Raw genomic sequence first — 16685 nt, 5'->3', positions numbered from 1 at the left:
AAAAGCCATTCTGCGCGGCCCGGGCCCGCGGCCTATGCGGCCAGGAAAGCGAGCCCGCCCAGGTAGGGGCGCAACGCTTGCGGAATCTCCACGCTGCCATCGGCCTGCTGGTAGTTCTCCAGCACCGCCACCAGGGTTCGGCCCACGGCCAGACCCGAGCCATTGAGCGTGTGCAGCAGCTCGTTCTTGCCTTGCGCGTTCTTGAAGCGGGCTTGCAGGCGGCGGGACTGAAACGCCTCGCAGTTGCTCACCGAGCTGATCTCGCGGTAGGTGTTCTGAGCGGGCAGCCACACTTCCAGGTCGTAGGTCTTGGCGGCGCTGAAGCCCATGTCGCCCGTGCACAGGCTCATCACGCGGTAAGGCAGCCCCAGCTTCTGCAGCACGGCTTCGGCGTGGCCCGTCATGGCCTCCAGGGCTTCGTAGCTCTTGTCGGGGTGCACGATCTGCACCATTTCGACCTTGTCGAACTGGTGCTGGCGGATCATGCCGCGCGTGTCGCGGCCGTAGCTACCGGCCTCGGAGCGAAAACATGGCGTGTGCGCCGTGAGCCGAATGGGCAGGTCCGACTCGGGCACGACCACGTCGCGCACGAAGTTGGTCAGCGGCACTTCGCTGGTGGGAATGAGGTACAGCGCCGCATGGTCGGGCACGGGCTCGCCGTCCTGGCCGCCCTTCTTGGCCGCGAAGAGGTCGCCCTCGAATTTCGGCAACTGCCCGGTGCCGCGCAGCGAATCGGCATTGACGGCATAGGGCACATAGCACTCGGTGTAGCCGTGCTCCTGGGTCTGCACGTCGAGCATGAACTGCGACAGCGCACGGTGCAGGCGGGCGATGGGGCCCTTCATCACGGTGAAGCGCGAGCCGGACAGCTTGACGCCCATGTCGAAGTCCAGCCCCAGCGGCGTGCCCACGTCCACGTGGTCCTTGGCCGCGAAGTCGAAGACGCGCGGCGTGCCCCAGCGGCGCACCTCGACGTTGCCGGCTTCGTCCGCGCCCACGGGCACGCTCTCGTGCGGCAGGTTGGGCACGGCCAGCAGCAGCGCGTGCAGTTCACCCTGCAACTGCTCCAGCCGGGCAGCCGAGGTTTCGAGTTCCGACTTGAGCGAGCCCACTTCGGCCATGACCGCATCGGCGTTCTCGCCCTTGGCCTTGAGCTGGCCGATCTGCTTGGACAGCGTGTTGCGGCGCGCCTGCAGTTCCTCGGTGCGGGTCTGCAAGGTCTTGCGCTCGGACTCCAGGGACTGAAAGGCCTCGACATCCAGGAAGGCCTGGGGTTTTTTGCGGGTCTCCAGCCGGGCGATGGCGGAGTCGAGGTCTTTTCGAAGAAGGAGGATGTCTAGCATAGGCCGCGATTTTAGTAGGGCGTCTTACCGGGTTGGCGCGCCGCAGTTTCCGTTTTAGGATGGACCGCACTGCCCCAGGGAGGACTCCATGCACATCGAACCGTACCTTTTCTTCGACGGCAACTGCGAGCAAGCGCTGGATTTCTACGCCCAGTGCCTGGAAGGGCGACTCACCGCCGTGCACCGCTACGAGGGCTCGCCGCTGGAAAAGCAACTCCCCGCGCACTGGCGCAACAAGATCATGCATGCCACCCTGGAGGCCCCCGGCGGCCACCGGTTCATGGCCAGCGACCGCATGCCGGGCCAGCCGTTCGCGGGCCACGCGGGCTTTTCGATGTCGGTCAACTGCCCCGGCAGCGCCGAACGAGGCGAGCGCATATTCCACAGCCTGGCCGTGGGCGGGCACGTGGGCATGCCCTTCACCGTCACGTTCTGGGGCGCGCACTTCGGCACGCTGGTGGACAAGTTCGGCGTGGGCTGGATGGTCAACTGCGACGGGGCGCAGCCGCCCGCCTGAAGGCCAAGGCGCGCCCCAGCACGGCGCCGCTCAGGCCAGCGTGGCGGGGTCGAAATTGGCCCCGCACAGGATCAGGCCGACCGTCTCGTCGGCGCGCGGGCGGTAGGCGCCGCTTTGCAGCGCGGCCAGGCCCAGCGCCGCCGCCGGCTCGACCGCAAGCTTCAGCTCCCGCCACAGCCATTGCTGCGCGCTGCGGATGGCCTCGTCGGGCAGCAGCAGCGCGGCATGCACGTGGCGCTGCGAGACCTCCCAGGCGATATCGCCGATGCGGCGGGCGCCCAATGAATCGGCGGCCACGCCACCCACCTCCACATCCACCGGCCGACCTGCCGCGCGGGCGCTGTGCAGCGTGGGCGCGCGCTCGGGCTCCAGCGCCACCACGTGCGCACGGCTGTCGCACCACGCGGCCACGCCGGCGATCAGCCCACCGCCACCCACGCTCACCAGCACGCTGTCGGGCAATCGGCCGCCCGCCTGGCTTTCCATCTCCAGCGCCAGCGTGCCGGCACCGGCCACGACTTCGGGCTGGTCGTACGCATGGTTGAGCAGCGCGCCGGTGGCCTGCTGGCGCGCCAGGCAGGCCTGCAGCGCTTCGGAATACGCAGCGCCGGTCACGACCACTTCGGCGCCCAGGGCCCGCAGACGGGCGCGCTTGGCCTCCGGCGAGATCTCGGGCACGAACACCTCGCAGCGCACGCCCAGCGCGCGCGCCGCGGCCGCCGTGGCAATGCCCGCATTGCCACCCGAGGCGATGATCACGCCGCTCTCGGGCACGGGGTTGGCCAGCATGCGGTACAGCATGCCTCGGGCCTTGAAGCTGCCGCCCACCTGCAGATGCTCCAGCTTGAGCCACACCTGCGCACAGTCCACGCCCAGCGCGCTGCCGCTCAACTGCAGCAGCGGGGTGGTACGAAGAAAGCCGGCCTGCGCGGCCAGGCGCTGGTGTGCAGTGGAGATGGCAGAGCGATCGATCATGGGGGGCCTTTGGCGAATCGAAAAGAAAGACCGTGCCCGCACGGCCCCGCACGAAGAACGACGGGCAACGGGCTTGCGGCACACGAAACCGTCGAGTGTATGCAGCGCACCAGGCACCCGCCACGCACCCGCCACGTGAGGCCATCGAAGCCCGTCGCCCTCCCCCGCCATGCCCCGGCTTTCTGCGGCCCCAGCATCTGCCGATACCATGGACCGCCGATCGCGGCGTGCACGGCGGTGTGCACGCCGGTGCAGCGGCATGGCAGGAGATGGCGATGTTCTATGTGTTCGGGCCTTCGGGCCAGATGTACCGCGGCGGGCCGGAGCAACTGGCGCAGGTGGCGCCCGTGCGGCGGGTGCAGCGGCCCCAGGCACTGCGCACCCGCTCCGCCGACCCCGAGGCGGATCCGTTCCCACCCGTTCCCGCGCCGGCCCCCGACCCCGGCCCGGTGAACCTGCGCGCGCAGGAGGCCGTGAGCGCCTACGCGCAGACCGAGCAGGGCCCACAGGTGCCACGCCAGCCGCTGTCGCGCGTGCAGGACGTGATGACCGTGGGCGCCCTCACCGTGCCACCCGACATCCGCGTGAACGACGCCTGGGCCACGCTGGCGGAGCACCGCATCGCCCAGGCGCCCGTGGTCGACGCCGCGGGCCACGTGGTCGGGCTGCTGCTGCGCGCCGACATGGCGCCGCTCGATCTGCTGCCCGAGCCCGGCAGCGTGAAGGCGGCCATCGACCTGGCGCGCCGGCCCGTCTCCGAGATCATGGTGAGCCCGGTGCCCACCGTGGCTGCCGACACCGAACTGCGCCGCGTGGCGGGCGTGCTGCTCGACACCGGCCTGCCCGGCCTGCCGGTGACCGACGAGGCCGGCACCATGACCGGCTTCATCTCGCGCACCGACATCCTTCGCGCCGTCGCGGCCGACCCGCCCCTGGACCTCTGGAGCTGAAGCGGCCGCGGCACCGCTGCCACGGCGCAGCACCGCCACCGCGCATGAAAAAACCCGCGGGGCCTTGCAGCCGCGCGGGTTCTTGATGGATCGAGTCAGCCCGCAGCTGGCGCCACGGGCCGCGCCCTCACAGGGCGACCCACTCAGCGGATCACTCGGCTGAAATCGCCTCGGGCTCGGCGATCTCCACCGAGGGCAGCGGGCTCGCCAGCACCTTGTCGATGGTCTTGCCGTCCATGTCCACCACCTCGAACTGCCAGCCCTCCCACTGCACCGTGTCGGTCACGCGGGGCAGCTTGCCGGTCAGCAGCATCACCATGCCGCTGAGCGTGTGGTAGCGGCCGCGGTCTTCCTCGGGCACGGCGTCCAGGTTCAGGCGGTCCTTGAGTTCGGGCACGGGGATGTGGCCGTCCAGCAGCCAGCTGCCGTCCTCGCGCTGCACTGCCCACGAGGTTTCGGGGTCGCGGGCGTGGAATTCGCCCGTGATGGCCTCGATCAAATCCTGCAGCGTGACGATGCCCTGCACTTCGCCGTATTCGTCGATCACGAACGCCATGTGCAGGTCGGACTGGCGGAAGTTGTCCAGCAGCTCCATGCCGGTGATCGTCTCGGGCACGTACAGCGCCGTCTGCAGCGGCTGCGTGGCCAGGTCGCGCGCCTGCTCGCGCAGCGAGCGTGACAGCCACTGGCGGGCGTTCAGCACGCCCAGCACGTTCTCCATGCCGCCCCGCACCACGGGAAAGCGCGCGTGGTCCGACTCTTCGATGCATTTGAGGTTCTCTTCGAACGAGTCCTCGACGTCCAGCACCGCCACATCGGCGCGCGGCACCATCAGCGAGCCGATCTGGCGGTCGTCCAGGCGGAACACGTTGCGCACCATCTGGTGCTCGTGCGACTCGATCACGCCGGCGCTCGTGCCTTCGGCCAGCACCGCGTGGATCTCGGCCTCGGTCACCGCGCTGGCGTTGTTCTCCTTCACGCCCAGCAGGCGCAGCAGGCCCTGCGTGGACATGGACAGCAGCTTCACGAACGGCTTGGTGGCGATGGCCAGCCAGTTGATCGGGCGGGCCACCAGGCGGGCGATGACTTCCGGATGGCTCTGGCCCAGGCGCTTGGGCACCAGTTCGCCCACGACGATGGAGAAGTAGGTGATGAGCATCACCACCAGGCCGGTGGCCAAGTAGCTGGCGTATTTGGCCTCCAGCCCCAGCGTGCGCAGCCATTCGCCCAGCGGCTGGGCCAGCGCGGCTTCGCCGACGATACCGTTCAGCACACCGATGGAGGTGATGCCGATCTGGATGGTGGAGAGGAATCGGGTCGGGTCTTCGCCCAGCTTGACGGCAGCGACCGCGCCGCTATCGCCCTCATCGATCAGCTTCTGGAGCCGGGTCTTGCGCGCCGTGACCAGCGCCAGTTCCGACATGGCGAACAGGCCATTGAGCAGGATGAGGGCGAACAGTATTGCTATTTCCATAGACAGGGAACGGATGGGTTCCCTCAGAGTGAATCAACCGCAAATTGTAAGAAGTCACACCCGCCGTGGGGTCATAAGGGCCGCCCGCGTAGGGACATTGGGGCGCCAGCGTGGTATTTGCGCCCTGTCCCTGCCGGGACAGGGCCCGCGGCAGGCGCCAGAGACCATGCATCGAAATGGCCTCCAGCACAATAAGTACTAGGGCATATAGCTATTAAATTAATAGCAAATTGGCATCCAAACGATTTCAATGCCCTGCGGGGCCCGTCTCCGGCGTGCGCTCGGTGATCGCCAGCCCCGTGGCCGCATCGATGCGCAGGCCCTTGGGCAGCGGGAATTTCACCGTCTCCTCGATGCCGTCCATCTTGCGCACCGACACGGCGCCCAGCGCCTTGATGCGGTCGATCACCTGGCGCACCAGGATCTCGGGCGCCGAGGCCCCGGCCGTGAGCCCCACGCGGGCCACGCCCTCGAACCATTCGGCGCGCAGTTCCTCGGCGCTGTCCACCATGTAGGCCCGCGTGCCCAGGCGCGCCGCCAGCTCGCGCAGCCGGTTGCTGTTGGAGCTGGTGGGGCTGCCCACCACGATCACCAGGTCCACCTGCGGGCTCAGCACCTTGATCGCGTCCTGCCGGTTCTGCGTGGCGTAGCAGATGTCCTGCTGCTTGGGCTCGCGCACGCTCGGAAACCGCGCGCGCACCGCCGCGCTGATCTCAGCCGCGTCGTCCACCGACAGCGTGGTCTGCGTCACCACCGCCAGCTTGGCCGTCTGCCCGGGCTGCACGCGGGCCACGTCCTGCACGTCCTCCACCAGGTGGATGCCATGGTCCAGCTGGCCCATGGTGCCCTCCACCTCGGGATGGCCCTTGTGGCCGATCATGATGAACTCGTAGCCCTCCTTGGCCAGCTTGGCGACCTCCACGTGCACCTTGGTCACCAGCGGGCAGGTCGCATCGAACACGCTGAAGCCGCGCTCGGCCGCCTCGGTCTGCACCGCCTTGCTCACGCCGTGGGCCGAGAACACCAGCGTGGAGCCCGGCGGCACATCGGCCAGGTCCTCGATGAAGATCGCGCCCTTGGCCTTGAGGTCGTTCACCACGTAGGTGTTGTGCACGATCTCGTGGCGCACGTAGATGGGCGCGCCGAACTTCTGCAGCGCGCGCTCGACGATCTCGATCGCGCGATCCACACCCGCGCAAAAGCCGCGCGGCTCGGCCAGAACGATTTCCTGGGGTTTTTGCATGGCGTCAGAGCACCCCGATGAGCTGCACCTCGAAGGTGACCGGCTGCCCCGCCAGCGGGTGGTTGAAGTCGAAGCGCACCGCGCCGTCCTCGCGCACCGCCAGCACCACGCCCGCGTAGCTGCCCAGACCGTCCGGCGTGGGGAACTGCACCACGTCGCCCACCGTGTAGCGCTCGTCGGGGTCGCCCAGCTCGGCCAGCAGCTTGCGCGCCACCCACTGCTGCATGTCGGGGTTGCGGTCGCCGAAGGCCTCGCCCGCGGGCAGGGTGAACGTGGTGCGGGTGCCCTCGGGCAGGCCGATCAGGCACTGCTCCATGGCGGGGGACAGCTCGCCCGCGCCCAGCGACAGGGTGGCCGGCTTGTCGCCGAAGGTGTTGATCACGTCGCCCGCCGGGCCGGCCAGACGGTAGTGCAGGGTCAGGAAGGAACCGGCCTGCACGGTGGGAGCGGCGGCGGGAGCGGCAACGAGGGAGGTGGGGGCGAGGGTGGTCATGAGAGTCCCGATAAACTGGCCGCCATTGTAGAAACCCGCCCATTCCCTGCCCCGCGCGCGGCCATGCCGCCGCCCCAACGGACCTGCCGCACCATGCTCATGAAAACCATGCCTGCCGACGCCCGGCCCCGTGAACGGCTGCTGCAGCGGGGCCCCGCCGCGCTGTCGGATGCGGAACTGCTGGCGATCATCCTGCGCACGGGCATCGCCGGCAAAGGGGTGATGGAGATGGCGTGCGAACTGCTGGCCCCCACCACCGTGGATTCAGCAACGGGCAAACCCACCGGAGGCTTCAGCGGCATCAGCGGGTTGCTGCACACCAGCGCCGATGACCTGCGGCGCATCAAGGGCCTCGGCCCTGCCAAACGGGCCGAACTGGTGGCCGTATTGGAGCTGGCAAGGCGTGCGCTCGCGGAACAACTGAGCGAGCGCGAGGCGTTCGAGTCCCCCACGGCTGTGAAGCACTACCTGCAGCTGCACCTGGCAAAAAAAGGCTACGAAGTCTTTGCCGTGATGTTCCTGGACGCCCAAAACCGCATGATCGCCCTGGACGAAATGTTCCGCGGCACGCTCACCCATGCCAGCGTGTACCCCCGCGAGGTCGTCACGCGCGCACTGCACCACCACGCCGCCGCCGTGGTGCTGGCCCACAACCACCCCAGCGGCAGCGTGAAGCCCAGCCGCGCCGACGAAAACCTCACCAAGACCCTCACCGACGCCCTGGCGCTGGTGGAGGTGCGCGTGCTGGACCACGTGATCGTCGCGCCAGGCAACGCGCTTTCGATGGCCGAATCCGGGATGTTGTAACGCGCTGCCGGAGTCGCGGCCTGCTTGCCCGACTCCAGCCATTTCACAACGAAGCATCGCCCACGTATTAACAATTTGTTAAAAAATTAATTTACTTTAAAATCAAAAATCAACCATTGTCCGATTAGCATTCGCCCCCAACAAAAACACGATCTCAAAGGGGGATTGAATGAGCGCAGAACTCGCGGCGACGTTCTTCAACGTCGGTTACGGACAGACCTTGGCCCAGTCCATGGACAAGAACCAGGTGGACGTCCTGGTGCTAACGCAGGGCCAGTACATGAGCATCTTGCAGGACAAGGCCAGGCGCAATGCCGCCCTGGAATTCAACCTGCGCAAGATGCTGTCCCAGTCCACGTTCGGGCAGTACTGGCAGAAAGAATTCAGCCCGAATGCGGGTGAGCCTTGGGTCGGGCCGGTGGCGCAAGGGGCCAACGATGTTCTGGCTATCGGCAAGACGCTGAACGCCATCGGCATGGCAGGCATCGGCACCTACATCAAGACCACGGCAACGGGCACGTACATCATCATCAAAGGGTACTCAGCCAAACGCAGCAGTGCGTTGCAGGGCACGCGCTACCTGGCGACGAATCCCAAGATGCTTCAGTTGGGCTTGGGAATGAAGAGCCTGCAAGGCATCGCCAAAGGCGGCTTCATGCTGGGCGTGGTGGTGTCCACAGGGATCGAGTTGATGGACTTCATGTTCAATGACGAGAAGACCATGTATGACCTGGTGGGCGGGATTGGCGTAGAGGCGGTTAAGGGCGGCCTGGCTGGGCTGGTCGCCTACGGTCTTGCTGCAGGGGTGGGAACATTTGTCACAACGGTCGCTGTTTTTCCGCTGTTCACCATGGCAGTGGTGGCCGTTGCCGGTGGCATCGTACTGAATATGGCGGACAGCGAATACAAGATCAAAAGCAACGTCGTTGCCAGCCTCAAGATGCTTCCGACACAGACGGCCCAAGGCGTGTATTACATCGACACCAAAGTCCAGTCATGGCAAGACGATCTGACTGCTGCCATCGAACAGAAGAAATCAGAAATAGGCCAGACAGTTAACCATGGTATGAAGAACTGGCTTTGCCGGATCGGTTGCCTCCGCTACTAAGCAAAAAAATCGATTGATCATGTTTGAAGTCAAAAAGGTTAGGAAAGCTTTGGTATGGGGCCTCCCGCTCTTTATCGGGGTCGGCGCGAGTTGCTTGTGGGTGGTATCGCACGGCATCATTCCAACGCTCGAGGCCATCGTTTCACGCGCTCCAGCAGTGCGGATTGCGGTTGCTTCGCAAGTCACGCCGTTTGTCGCTGTCTTCAGCATGCTGGCGGCGTTGATCGGCAGCATGCGCGCCATTCCCGTCAGTGACAGAACGATCCATCCGTTCGAGTGCGCCTTCAAGGTCACCGTGCTTTTGAGTATGGCCGCGATGGTGCTAATCCCTGTCACCGCTGTAGTCCAGCGCTTTTACATGCCCAGCATCGGTTACTCGATATGTTCGGAACTAGAAGGCCACCCCACCATGTGGTTCACCGACTGGGTGCGCGATCCCGCTTGGTGCGTCAAAGGCAAGAGCCTGGAGTGGGTGAACAAGCAGGCGAGTTCGGCCATTTCTCACAGCACTCCGTAGCGACCGCTATAGCGCCTTACTCCGGTTGCTATTAATTTAATAGCAATATGCCGTCGTATTGATTGCGCTGGGGTCCGATTCATGCTCGACGCAGAAACGCAGTTAAGCGTCGTAGCGACACGCTTACCCCCAACTAAAAATGGTCAATCTCAAAAAAGTCAGAAAAGCAATGTTCTGGGGCACGCTCCCGTTTCTAGGAGCGATAGCACTCTGCCTCTGGATGACCACAGAAATCATGGTGCCGACCATCGTGGATATCGCCAACCTTGCGCCCGCGGTGCAAATCTCGCCTAGCACGTTGGTGGCCCCGTTCGGTGCGGGTATGTTCATGCTGGTGCTGGTCGTGGGCGGCATGCGGGCCATTCCCTTGAGCGAACGCATCGTCAAACCGGTCGAACACGCCATGATCATCGTGATGCTGGGCGCGGTCGTTGGCATGTGGCTGGTTCCCATCACGGGCATCGCCCAGCATTTCTTCATGCCCAGCCTGGGCTACTACCCCTGCAACATCCTGCAGGGCAACCCCAACAAGTGGTCCAACGACTGGGTGCTCGACACTCAGTGGTGCGTCAAAGGCCAGACCATCGAATGGGTCAAGGAGCAGGCCCGCTCGGCCGTCACTCCCGGCGCTTCCAGGTAGACAAGGAACACACCTGCGGGCGAGCGACCGCTGCATCCGCTCAGCACCCTACCGGCCGATTTCCACGCAGGGTGAGCAGCCCGGTCACGCGCAGCGTGTCACCCGTGCCGTCCGTGGCCGTCAGCCGCTTGTTGACGATCTCGAGGTAGTCGCGGCTGTGGTGCACGTCGGTGTCGTCGCCGTCGCCGCTGGCAGTGGCGAACTCGCGGCCGCGCACGTTCAGGACCAGCCGGTAGAGCGAGTCGGCATTGGTGGCGTAGCGCACCGTGCCGGAGGCGGTGCCGTCGCCGCCTACCCGGTCGGCGCCGTCGAAGGTGAAGCTGCACAGCTCGGGGGCCGTCCCGGTGGCGGCGAGTTTGGTGACCTCGCTGGCGTTGATGTTCCCGTTGCCATACGAGCCGTCCAGGCCGCTGACCGAGGCATTGGTCACGGTGAGCGACGCTGCGCGTTCGTCCAGGGAATCGTTGCCCCCGCCGCACGCGGACAACAGCGCGGCGGCGGCCAGCAGGGTGGACAGGAGAGACAAGGTTTTGAGGGAGGTGTTCATGGCCAATGGGTCGGTTGTGGGATGGAGGAAAAGGCTCGCTGGGGCCCAGCCAAAGCCAGACACCGGCCATAACTGTACCATCATGTTCTGTTTTAAATGGTGGTTTTTTGGCGCCCTTTTTTGCCGGCAAGTGCCTGCGATGAATGGGCTCGCAGCCGGGCCTGCCCCCGACGCACCTACACTGCGCGCCATGCCAGACACCCGCCTGACGCCTTCGAGAAAACGCCCTTGGGCAGGGTGGGCTGCCGGCCTCGCGGGATCGGCCGTGCTGGTGGTGGCCTGCACGGGCGCGCGACAGGGCCTTGAGCCGGAAACCGCCGCGCCGGCCGCGCTGCGCCTGATCGGCACCGCCGCCATCGCCCCCGGCACCGAGGTGCTGGGCACGACCTTCGGCGGCATCTCGGGCATCGACTACGACCCGGTGCAGGACCGCTGGCTGCTGATCAGCGACGACCGCTCGGCCCTGCAGCCGGCGCGCATCTACACCGCCACGCTGCACTACACGGCCACGCACCTGGAGACCCCCGCGATCACCGGCACCGCACCGCTGCGCCAGGCGAATGGCACGCCCTACCCTCCGCCACGGCACGCCGCGCCGGACGTGGACGTGCCCGATGCCGAAGCGGTGCGCTGGCTGCCGGGCGGGCAGGCGTTCCTGTGGACCAGCGAGGGCGACTTCGCGCGCGGCTTCGGCCCGCAGTGGCGTGAGCACCGGGCCGATGGCGCGTGGGTGCGCGAGCTGCCCTTGCCCGCGGCATTCGGGCGTGTGCCCGACTTCCGGCGCGGGCCGCGCGCCAACGCCACGCTGGAAGGGCTGGCGCTGTCGCCGGACGGCCGCACGGCCTGGCTGGCGATGGAAACCGCGTGGATCCAGGACGGCCCGCGCCCCACGCCCCAGGCCCCGGGCGGGCCGCTGCGCATCACGGCGATGGACGTGGCGAGCGGCCGGCCACTGCGGCAGATCGCCTATGTGCCGGACGCGGTGCCGCACGCCCGGCGCATCCCGTGGGGCCCGCAGCTGAACGGGGTGAGCGAGGTGCTCGCCGACGGGCCGCACCACCTGCTGGTGCTGGAGCGAAGCTACAGCGCGGGCGCAGGTTTTTCCGCGCGGCTGTACCGCATCGACACGCGCGCGGGCAGCGACACGCTCGCGCTGGAGGCGCTGCGGACCGAAGGCGCGCACAACCACACCGCCGTGCCCAAAACCTTGGTGGCCGACCTGGACCAACTGGGCGCGGGCCCGCTGGACAACCTGGAGGGCATGGCCTGGGGCCCGCCGCTGGCCGGGGGCGGGCGCGTGATCGTGTTCGTGAGCGACGACAACTTCAACCCCGCGCAGGCCACGCAGTTCATCGCGGCGGAGTACCGGGGCCCGGCGGCGGTGACATCGGTACCTTGATCGCCAAAGAACCGCCAGCGCGGCGTGGTGAACACGGGCGACAGCGGGGGCGAGCGCACCGCACCGAACGATCGGTGGGTGTAACGGGTCCGGCCCCGGCGCCGGTGCGGCATGGCCCGCGGCGATCCCGGGGCACTGCCGCCCACGCCAGGGCGGCGGCCGCACTTCGGGTACAACCGGCGCATGAAAGTGAAGTCCTTCCAGGATCTCCAGCCACTGCGCCAGGCCCTGGCGGAGGCGGCCGAGCGCGAGGCGCGGCTGCAGCGCGAGCGGCTGGAGGCCGCGCGCCGCGCGCGCGCCGAGCTGATGCTGTTCGAGACCGCGGTGGGCCCGGTGCAGGCCCTGCGCGGGCAGCACGACCGGCGCTGGCACCTGCCCGAGCCGGTGGAGCCGCTGCCCGTGCAGCGCGAGCTGGACGAAGAACGCGTGCTGATGGAGTCCATCAGCGACGAGTTCGACGTGACGACCTTGCTGGACGTGGATGACCAGATGAGCTACCGCCGCAGCGGCATCGGCCCCGAGGTGACGCGCCGCCTGCGCGCAGGCCACTGGAGCATCCAGCGGCAGCTGGACCTGCACGGCCTGCGCACCGACGAGGCACGCGAGGCGTTGGGCGAGTTCATCCGACTGGCGCACCGCACCGGCCTGCGCTGCGTGCGCGTGGTGCACGGCAAGGGCCTGGGCTCGCCCGGCAAGACGCCGGTGCTGAAAGGCCGCGTGCAAAGCTGGCTGGTGCAAAAGAAAGAGGTGCTGGCCTTCGTGCAGGCCCGACCGGCCGAGGGCGGCGCGGGGGCGCTGGTGGTGCTGCTGCAGCCGGTGCAGCGGCATTGAGCTTTGAAGGGCGGCACGGTGCACTGCCTGCCACCGCCACCGCAGCGGCCGCGTCAACCCGCCGGATGGTGCTCTGCCCGCACCAGCCCCCGCAGCTCCAGCCGCACGCGCAGGCCCCGAAGGGCCTCGCTTTTGTCCAGCTGCAACTGCCCGCCGTAGGCCTGGGCGATCTGGCTCGCGATGGCCAGGCCCAGCCCGCTGCCCTGCACGGATTCATCGAACCGCACGCCGCGCTGCCCGGCAGCCTGCAGTTGCTCGGCAGTCATGCCGGGGCCATCGTCTTCGATGTCCAGGCGCAGGCCCGGGCGATCGGCGCCCTCCTGCCGCGACAGGGTCAGCCGCACCCGCGAGGCGGCCCACTTGCCTGCGTTGTCCAGCAGGTTGCCCAGCACCTCCTGCAGGTCGGCCTGCTCGCCGCGCCACAGCAGGCGGCCCGCGGTGCGGTCGTCCAGTGCCCAGTCCAGTTCCTGCGCGGCATGCAGGCGTTGCATCATCCGCACGACCTGCGACAGGCAGTCGCGCACGTCCACCGCCTGCCCCGCGGCGCCGGGGTGGGCGTGCAGCGCATCGCTCAAGGTGCGGGCCTGGTAGCGGTCCACCAGCTGGGCCATCGCCTCGACCTGCTGGCGCACCTCGCCGCTGGGCACCTGGGGGTGCGCGCTGGCCTGGGCACTGAGCAGGGCCAGGGGTTTCTTGAGGGCGTGGTTGAGGTCCACCGCGTGGGCGCGGGCGCGGGCCACGACATGCGCGTTGTGCGCCAGCAGGCCGGCCAGCTCGCTCTGAAGGGGCTGCAGGTCGCGCCCCGTGGGCGCGGCCAGGTGCGCGGCCACATCGGGCCCGTCGCCCTGCGGCGCGCGCAGGGCGGCCAGCAGCGCTTCGAGGCGCCGAAGCGGCGCCAGCCCCACCCGCACCTGCAGCCAGGCCAGGCCCCCGGCGAGCACCATCAGCACCAGCCCGGCCACCACCAGGGTGTGGTCGATCTGGCGCATGCTGGTCTGCAACTGGGCGGCGGGGCCGTAGACCGTGAGCGCCACCGGGGTGGGCGGCTGGCCCAGGGGGATCGGCAGCGTCAGCGACAGCAGCGGCTCCTGCAGCGGCCCGGTCGCCAGGTGCAGCAGGGCCGAGCCCCGCACAGGCTCGGGGGCGGTGGGCAGGCGGTCCATGTCCCACAGCGAGCGCGAACGCAGCACCTGGCCACCCGCCTGGGCGCACCAGTACCACCCGGCGTAGATGGCGCTGAATTCGTCCGCCCCCCCGGTGGCTTCGCGCAGTTCGCCATTGGGCCCCTGCTGCAGCCGCACGCCCACGCGCTGGGCCTTCTCGCGCAGCACCTGCTCGAAGCCCCCCAGCAGGCTCTGGTGCATCTGCCCGCGCAGCCACAAGCCCCCGGAGGCCACCAGGAGCAGCATGGGGACCAGTGCGAGCAACGCGATGCGCGTGGCCATGGGCCACTGGGCCAGCGCCAGCGCCCATGCGGACAGACCGCGCGCCGGCAGGGCCGGCGTGGGCGGCGTGTCCGGTGCAGGCAGCGGGTCGATGCCGCCGGGCGCCATCGCCGGGCCTGGCGGGCCTGGCCGGCCCATCAGCCCGGCACCTCGGGCAGCAGCAGGCGAAAGCCCTGGCCGCGTTCGGTAACCAGTTGCGGCGCGCCGCCGAGCTTGCGGCGGATGCGGCCGATCAGCACGTCGATGGTGTTGGAGTCCGGGTCGAGGTCGCGCGCATACACGTGTTCGCCGATGTCGCTGCGCGTGAGCAGCTTGCCCGGGTGGTGCATGAAGTAGGCCAGGATCTTGTGCTCCTGCGCGGTGAGCTGCAGGCTCTGGCCCTGCAGCGAGAAGCGGCCCCGCACCACGTCGTATTCGAGCGGCCCCGCCTGCAGCACGGCGGCGGCCGACCCGGCCGTGCGGCGCAGCATGGCCCGCAGGCGCAGCACCACTTCGTCCATCAGGAATGGCTTGGTGAGGTAGTCGTCCGCTCCGGCGTTGAAGCCCGCGACCTTGTCGCTCCAGCGGTTGCGGGCCGTGAGCACCAGCACGGGCCAGTTGCGGCCCGCGCCGCGCCAGTCGTGCAGCACGCTCAGGCCGTCCTTGCGCGGCAGGCCCAGGTCCAGCACGGCGGCGCTGTAGGCTTCGGCGCTGCCGGCGAAGGAGGCGGCTTCGCCGTCATGCTCCACGTCCACGGCAAAGCCCGCGGCCTCCAGCGCGGCGCGCAGTTGCGCGGCGAGCGCCACGTCGTCTTCCGCGACCAGGATGCGCATCAGTCACCCGCCTTTCGCCGCGTCACTTCCAGGGTGACGGCATCGACCTCCAGCTCCAGCTTGAAGCCGTTGGGCTGCTGCAGTTCGACGCTGTAGTACGCGCGGTGGCGGTGGTCGCTCTCCAGTTCCACCTCCAGCACCAGGCCCGAGAAGCGCGGGCGCAGCGATTCCAGCACCACGTCCATGGATTTCAGGGGCGCCGGTGCAGCGGCCGCCTCCGGCCGATGCAGGACCTCGCCCGTGTTCACATCCATCAACAGCTTCATCTCCACGGCGGGCTTGTCGGACAGCTTGACCTCGTAGACCGCCTTGCCCTGCGCATCGCGCTCGAACTCGGCGTTCACGACGCGCGCGCCGTACCGCTGCTCCAGCTGCTTGACGTACCGGGCCATCTGCGCCAGCGGGACGGGCTGCGTGGGCCACTCGCGCTCCTGCGCCACCACGGAGCCGGTGGCGGCATCCACCAGCACTTCCTGCTTGTTGCCCCGGGCGTCGATGAGGGTGATTTCGTAGCGCGGCTCGCCCTTGCGCCCGCGCTTGCTTTCCACCTCGATGACGCGGCCCGCGTACTGGCGGCTGATGTCCGCAACGATGCTGTTCAGGGGCTTGAGCTGGCCGTTGAGCACGCCGCGCCGCGCCGCGTCCTGCTCGGCCGCGGGCGCCTGCACGCACGCGAGCGCCACCGCCGCGACGGCGGCACGCAAAAGCACGCTCCGGGTCCATTTTTTCATCGCGGGATTATTGCCGGCGCCGTTAAACGGCACATGAACGGACGCTTCACGAAAGGTTTAGCAGCGGTTGCGCACACTGCCTCCCAGTTCTCGCCACCTTGCAACACCGAAAGGAAAAACACCATGAAAAAGACCGTTCTGACCCTGGCCGTCGCCGCCGCTGCTGCCGCCGCATCCGCCCTGCCTTCCATGGCCTGGGCGCTGACGGCCCAGGAAGCCGCCAACGTGATCACCCAGCACCAGTACGTCGCGCCGCAAGACCTGCAAAAGCGGTACGGCTACTGGTCTGCCGACGCGGTCGCCCTCGACGGCCTGCGCGTGGACGTGCTGGTCAATGACGCGGACGGCAGCCTCACCACCGTGCGCAAGAGCGACATCGGCAAGACGCTGCCCAGTGTGGACCAGGTATCGCAGGCGCTGCGCGCCAAGGGCTACCAATTCGTGTACGACGTGGAGCTGGACGACGGCTTCTGGGAAGCCAAGGCGCGCCAGTCCGCCAACCAGGGCGAGAAGGTGGAGTTCGTGCTGCACCCGGTGACGCTGGAGGTGCTGAGCCAGGTGGGCCGCAGCGGCGGCACGGTCAACAACCAGCCGGTGCTGAGCGCCGACCAGGTGCGCCAGGCCCTGGAGCAGGTCGGCTACACCCGCGTGCGCGGCATCGAGTACGAAGACGGCTACTGGGAAGCCGAAGCCACCAACATGGCCGGTCTGAACATGGAACTGCGCGTGGAGCCCACCACCGGCAAGGTGATCAGCGAACGGCTGGACGACTAAAGGCGCCCGCACGGCCCTGGAAAAAGCACCGGGCCCCGGCATGCATGTGCATGCCGGGGCCCGGTCGTTTGGCGTTGCT

Annotated in this window: 18 protein-coding genes; 9 read left to right on the top strand and 9 right to left on the bottom strand. The window is 68.0% G+C overall.

All coding sequences use genetic code 11. From position 1 onward, the window contains the following. Positions 1-32 precede the first annotated feature (32 nt). The gene (serS, locus tag AVAK2825_RS01675) at positions 33-1343 is read right to left on the bottom strand and encodes a serine--tRNA ligase (protein WP_284393557.1); all 1311 of its coding nucleotides are present in this window, start codon (positions 1341-1343) and stop codon (positions 33-35) included. Between the two features lie 88 nt (positions 1344-1431). Between serS and AVAK2825_RS01670 the strand changes: the two genes are divergently transcribed. Then, a complete protein-coding gene (locus AVAK2825_RS01670; protein ID WP_284393555.1) occupies positions 1432-1860 on the top strand; it encodes a VOC family protein in 429 nt (142 codons plus the stop codon). A gap of 30 nt (positions 1861-1890) precedes the next feature. Here AVAK2825_RS01670 and AVAK2825_RS01665 read toward each other — a convergent pair whose 3' ends face one another. Then, entirely contained in the window at positions 1891-2835 is a 945-nt protein-coding gene (locus AVAK2825_RS01665; protein WP_284393553.1) for a threonine/serine dehydratase, read from the bottom strand. Positions 2836-3110: 275 nt separating this feature from the next. Between AVAK2825_RS01665 and AVAK2825_RS01660 the strand changes: the two genes are divergently transcribed. Beyond that, positions 3111-3785 carry a CBS domain-containing protein gene (locus AVAK2825_RS01660; RefSeq protein WP_284393907.1) on the top strand — a complete coding sequence of 225 codons (675 nt, stop codon included), beginning with the start codon at positions 3111-3113 and terminating at the stop codon, positions 3783-3785. 151 nt (positions 3786-3936) lie between these two features. On the opposite strand, the gene AVAK2825_RS01655 is transcribed toward AVAK2825_RS01660, so the two are convergent. The 3 genes from AVAK2825_RS01655 to AVAK2825_RS01645 all read right to left on the bottom strand — a co-directional run bounded on the left by AVAK2825_RS01655 (position 3937) and on the right by AVAK2825_RS01645 (position 6995). Next, positions 3937-5259, bottom strand: a complete 1323-nt coding sequence (locus tag AVAK2825_RS01655; RefSeq protein WP_272567714.1) for a hemolysin family protein — start codon at positions 5257-5259, stop codon at positions 3937-3939. A 247-nt stretch (positions 5260-5506) separates the two neighbouring features. Next, positions 5507-6502 carry a 4-hydroxy-3-methylbut-2-enyl diphosphate reductase gene (gene ispH / locus AVAK2825_RS01650; RefSeq protein WP_272548964.1) on the bottom strand — a complete coding sequence of 332 codons (996 nt, stop codon included), beginning with the start codon at positions 6500-6502 and terminating at the stop codon, positions 5507-5509. Between the two features lie 4 nt (positions 6503-6506). Beyond that, positions 6507-6995: an FKBP-type peptidyl-prolyl cis-trans isomerase gene (locus AVAK2825_RS01645; protein ID WP_284393542.1), complete on the bottom strand. Its 489-nt coding sequence runs from the start codon at positions 6993-6995 to the stop codon at positions 6507-6509. Between the two features lie 93 nt (positions 6996-7088). Between AVAK2825_RS01645 and radC the strand changes: the two genes are divergently transcribed. The 4 genes from radC to AVAK2825_RS01625 all read left to right on the top strand — a co-directional run bounded on the left by radC (position 7089) and on the right by AVAK2825_RS01625 (position 10067). Further along, positions 7089-7802 (top strand): RadC family protein, encoded by a 714-nt coding sequence (gene radC, locus AVAK2825_RS01640; protein WP_284393540.1) that lies wholly within the window; start codon positions 7089-7091, stop codon positions 7800-7802. Positions 7803-7971: 169 nt separating this feature from the next. Beyond that, a complete protein-coding gene (locus AVAK2825_RS01635; protein ID WP_284393538.1) occupies positions 7972-8910 on the top strand; it encodes a hypothetical protein in 939 nt (312 codons plus the stop codon). A gap of 19 nt (positions 8911-8929) precedes the next feature. Beyond that, a complete protein-coding gene (locus AVAK2825_RS01630; protein WP_284393536.1) occupies positions 8930-9427 on the top strand; it encodes a hypothetical protein in 498 nt (165 codons plus the stop codon). A 220-nt stretch (positions 9428-9647) separates the two neighbouring features. Further along, positions 9648-10067, top strand: coding sequence for a hypothetical protein (locus AVAK2825_RS01625; RefSeq protein ID WP_284393534.1), 420 nt, complete (start codon positions 9648-9650; stop codon positions 10065-10067). A gap of 40 nt (positions 10068-10107) precedes the next feature. Here the strand turns inward: AVAK2825_RS01625 and AVAK2825_RS01620 are convergent, their stop codons facing one another. Then, positions 10108-10614 carry a hypothetical protein gene (locus AVAK2825_RS01620; RefSeq protein WP_284393533.1) on the bottom strand — a complete coding sequence of 169 codons (507 nt, stop codon included), beginning with the start codon at positions 10612-10614 and terminating at the stop codon, positions 10108-10110. 190 nt (positions 10615-10804) lie between these two features. Between AVAK2825_RS01620 and AVAK2825_RS01615 the strand changes: the two genes are divergently transcribed. Continuing rightward, entirely contained in the window at positions 10805-12013 is a 1209-nt protein-coding gene (locus AVAK2825_RS01615; protein ID WP_284393531.1) for an esterase-like activity of phytase family protein, read from the top strand. A gap of 183 nt (positions 12014-12196) precedes the next feature. Continuing rightward, a complete protein-coding gene (locus AVAK2825_RS01610) occupies positions 12197-12844 on the top strand; it encodes a Smr/MutS family protein (protein WP_284393529.1) in 648 nt (215 codons plus the stop codon). A gap of 53 nt (positions 12845-12897) precedes the next feature. Here the strand turns inward: AVAK2825_RS01610 and AVAK2825_RS01605 are convergent, their stop codons facing one another. From AVAK2825_RS01605 to AVAK2825_RS01595, 3 genes are read right to left on the bottom strand one after another with little or no spacing between them, the layout of a single operon-like run. Next, on the bottom strand, positions 12898-14427 hold the full coding sequence (locus AVAK2825_RS01605; RefSeq protein WP_284393527.1) for a sensor histidine kinase: 1530 nt from the start codon (positions 14425-14427) through the stop codon (positions 12898-12900). Continuing rightward, positions 14427-15101: a response regulator transcription factor gene (locus tag AVAK2825_RS01600; protein WP_284393521.1), complete on the bottom strand. Its 675-nt coding sequence runs from the start codon at positions 15099-15101 to the stop codon at positions 14427-14429. Before AVAK2825_RS01600 ends, AVAK2825_RS01605 begins: the two co-directional genes overlap by 1 nt. Next, on the bottom strand, positions 15101-15832 hold the full coding sequence (locus tag AVAK2825_RS01595; RefSeq protein WP_284393519.1) for a PepSY domain-containing protein: 732 nt from the start codon (positions 15830-15832) through the stop codon (positions 15101-15103). Before AVAK2825_RS01595 ends, AVAK2825_RS01600 begins: the two co-directional genes overlap by 1 nt. A 123-nt stretch (positions 15833-15955) precedes the next feature. On the opposite strand from AVAK2825_RS01595, the gene AVAK2825_RS01590 reads away from it, so the two are divergent. Next, a complete protein-coding gene (locus AVAK2825_RS01590) occupies positions 15956-16606 on the top strand; it encodes a PepSY domain-containing protein (protein WP_284393518.1) in 651 nt (216 codons plus the stop codon). The last annotated feature ends 79 nt before the right edge of the window (positions 16607-16685 follow it).

It is taken from the genome of Acidovorax sp. SUPP2825 (assembly GCF_030158995.1).
Taxonomy (GTDB): Bacteria; Pseudomonadota; Gammaproteobacteria; order Burkholderiales; family Burkholderiaceae_C; genus Paracidovorax.
Note: the sequence above shows the minus strand (reverse complement) of the source record. Positions and strands in the feature narration are given on the sequence as shown.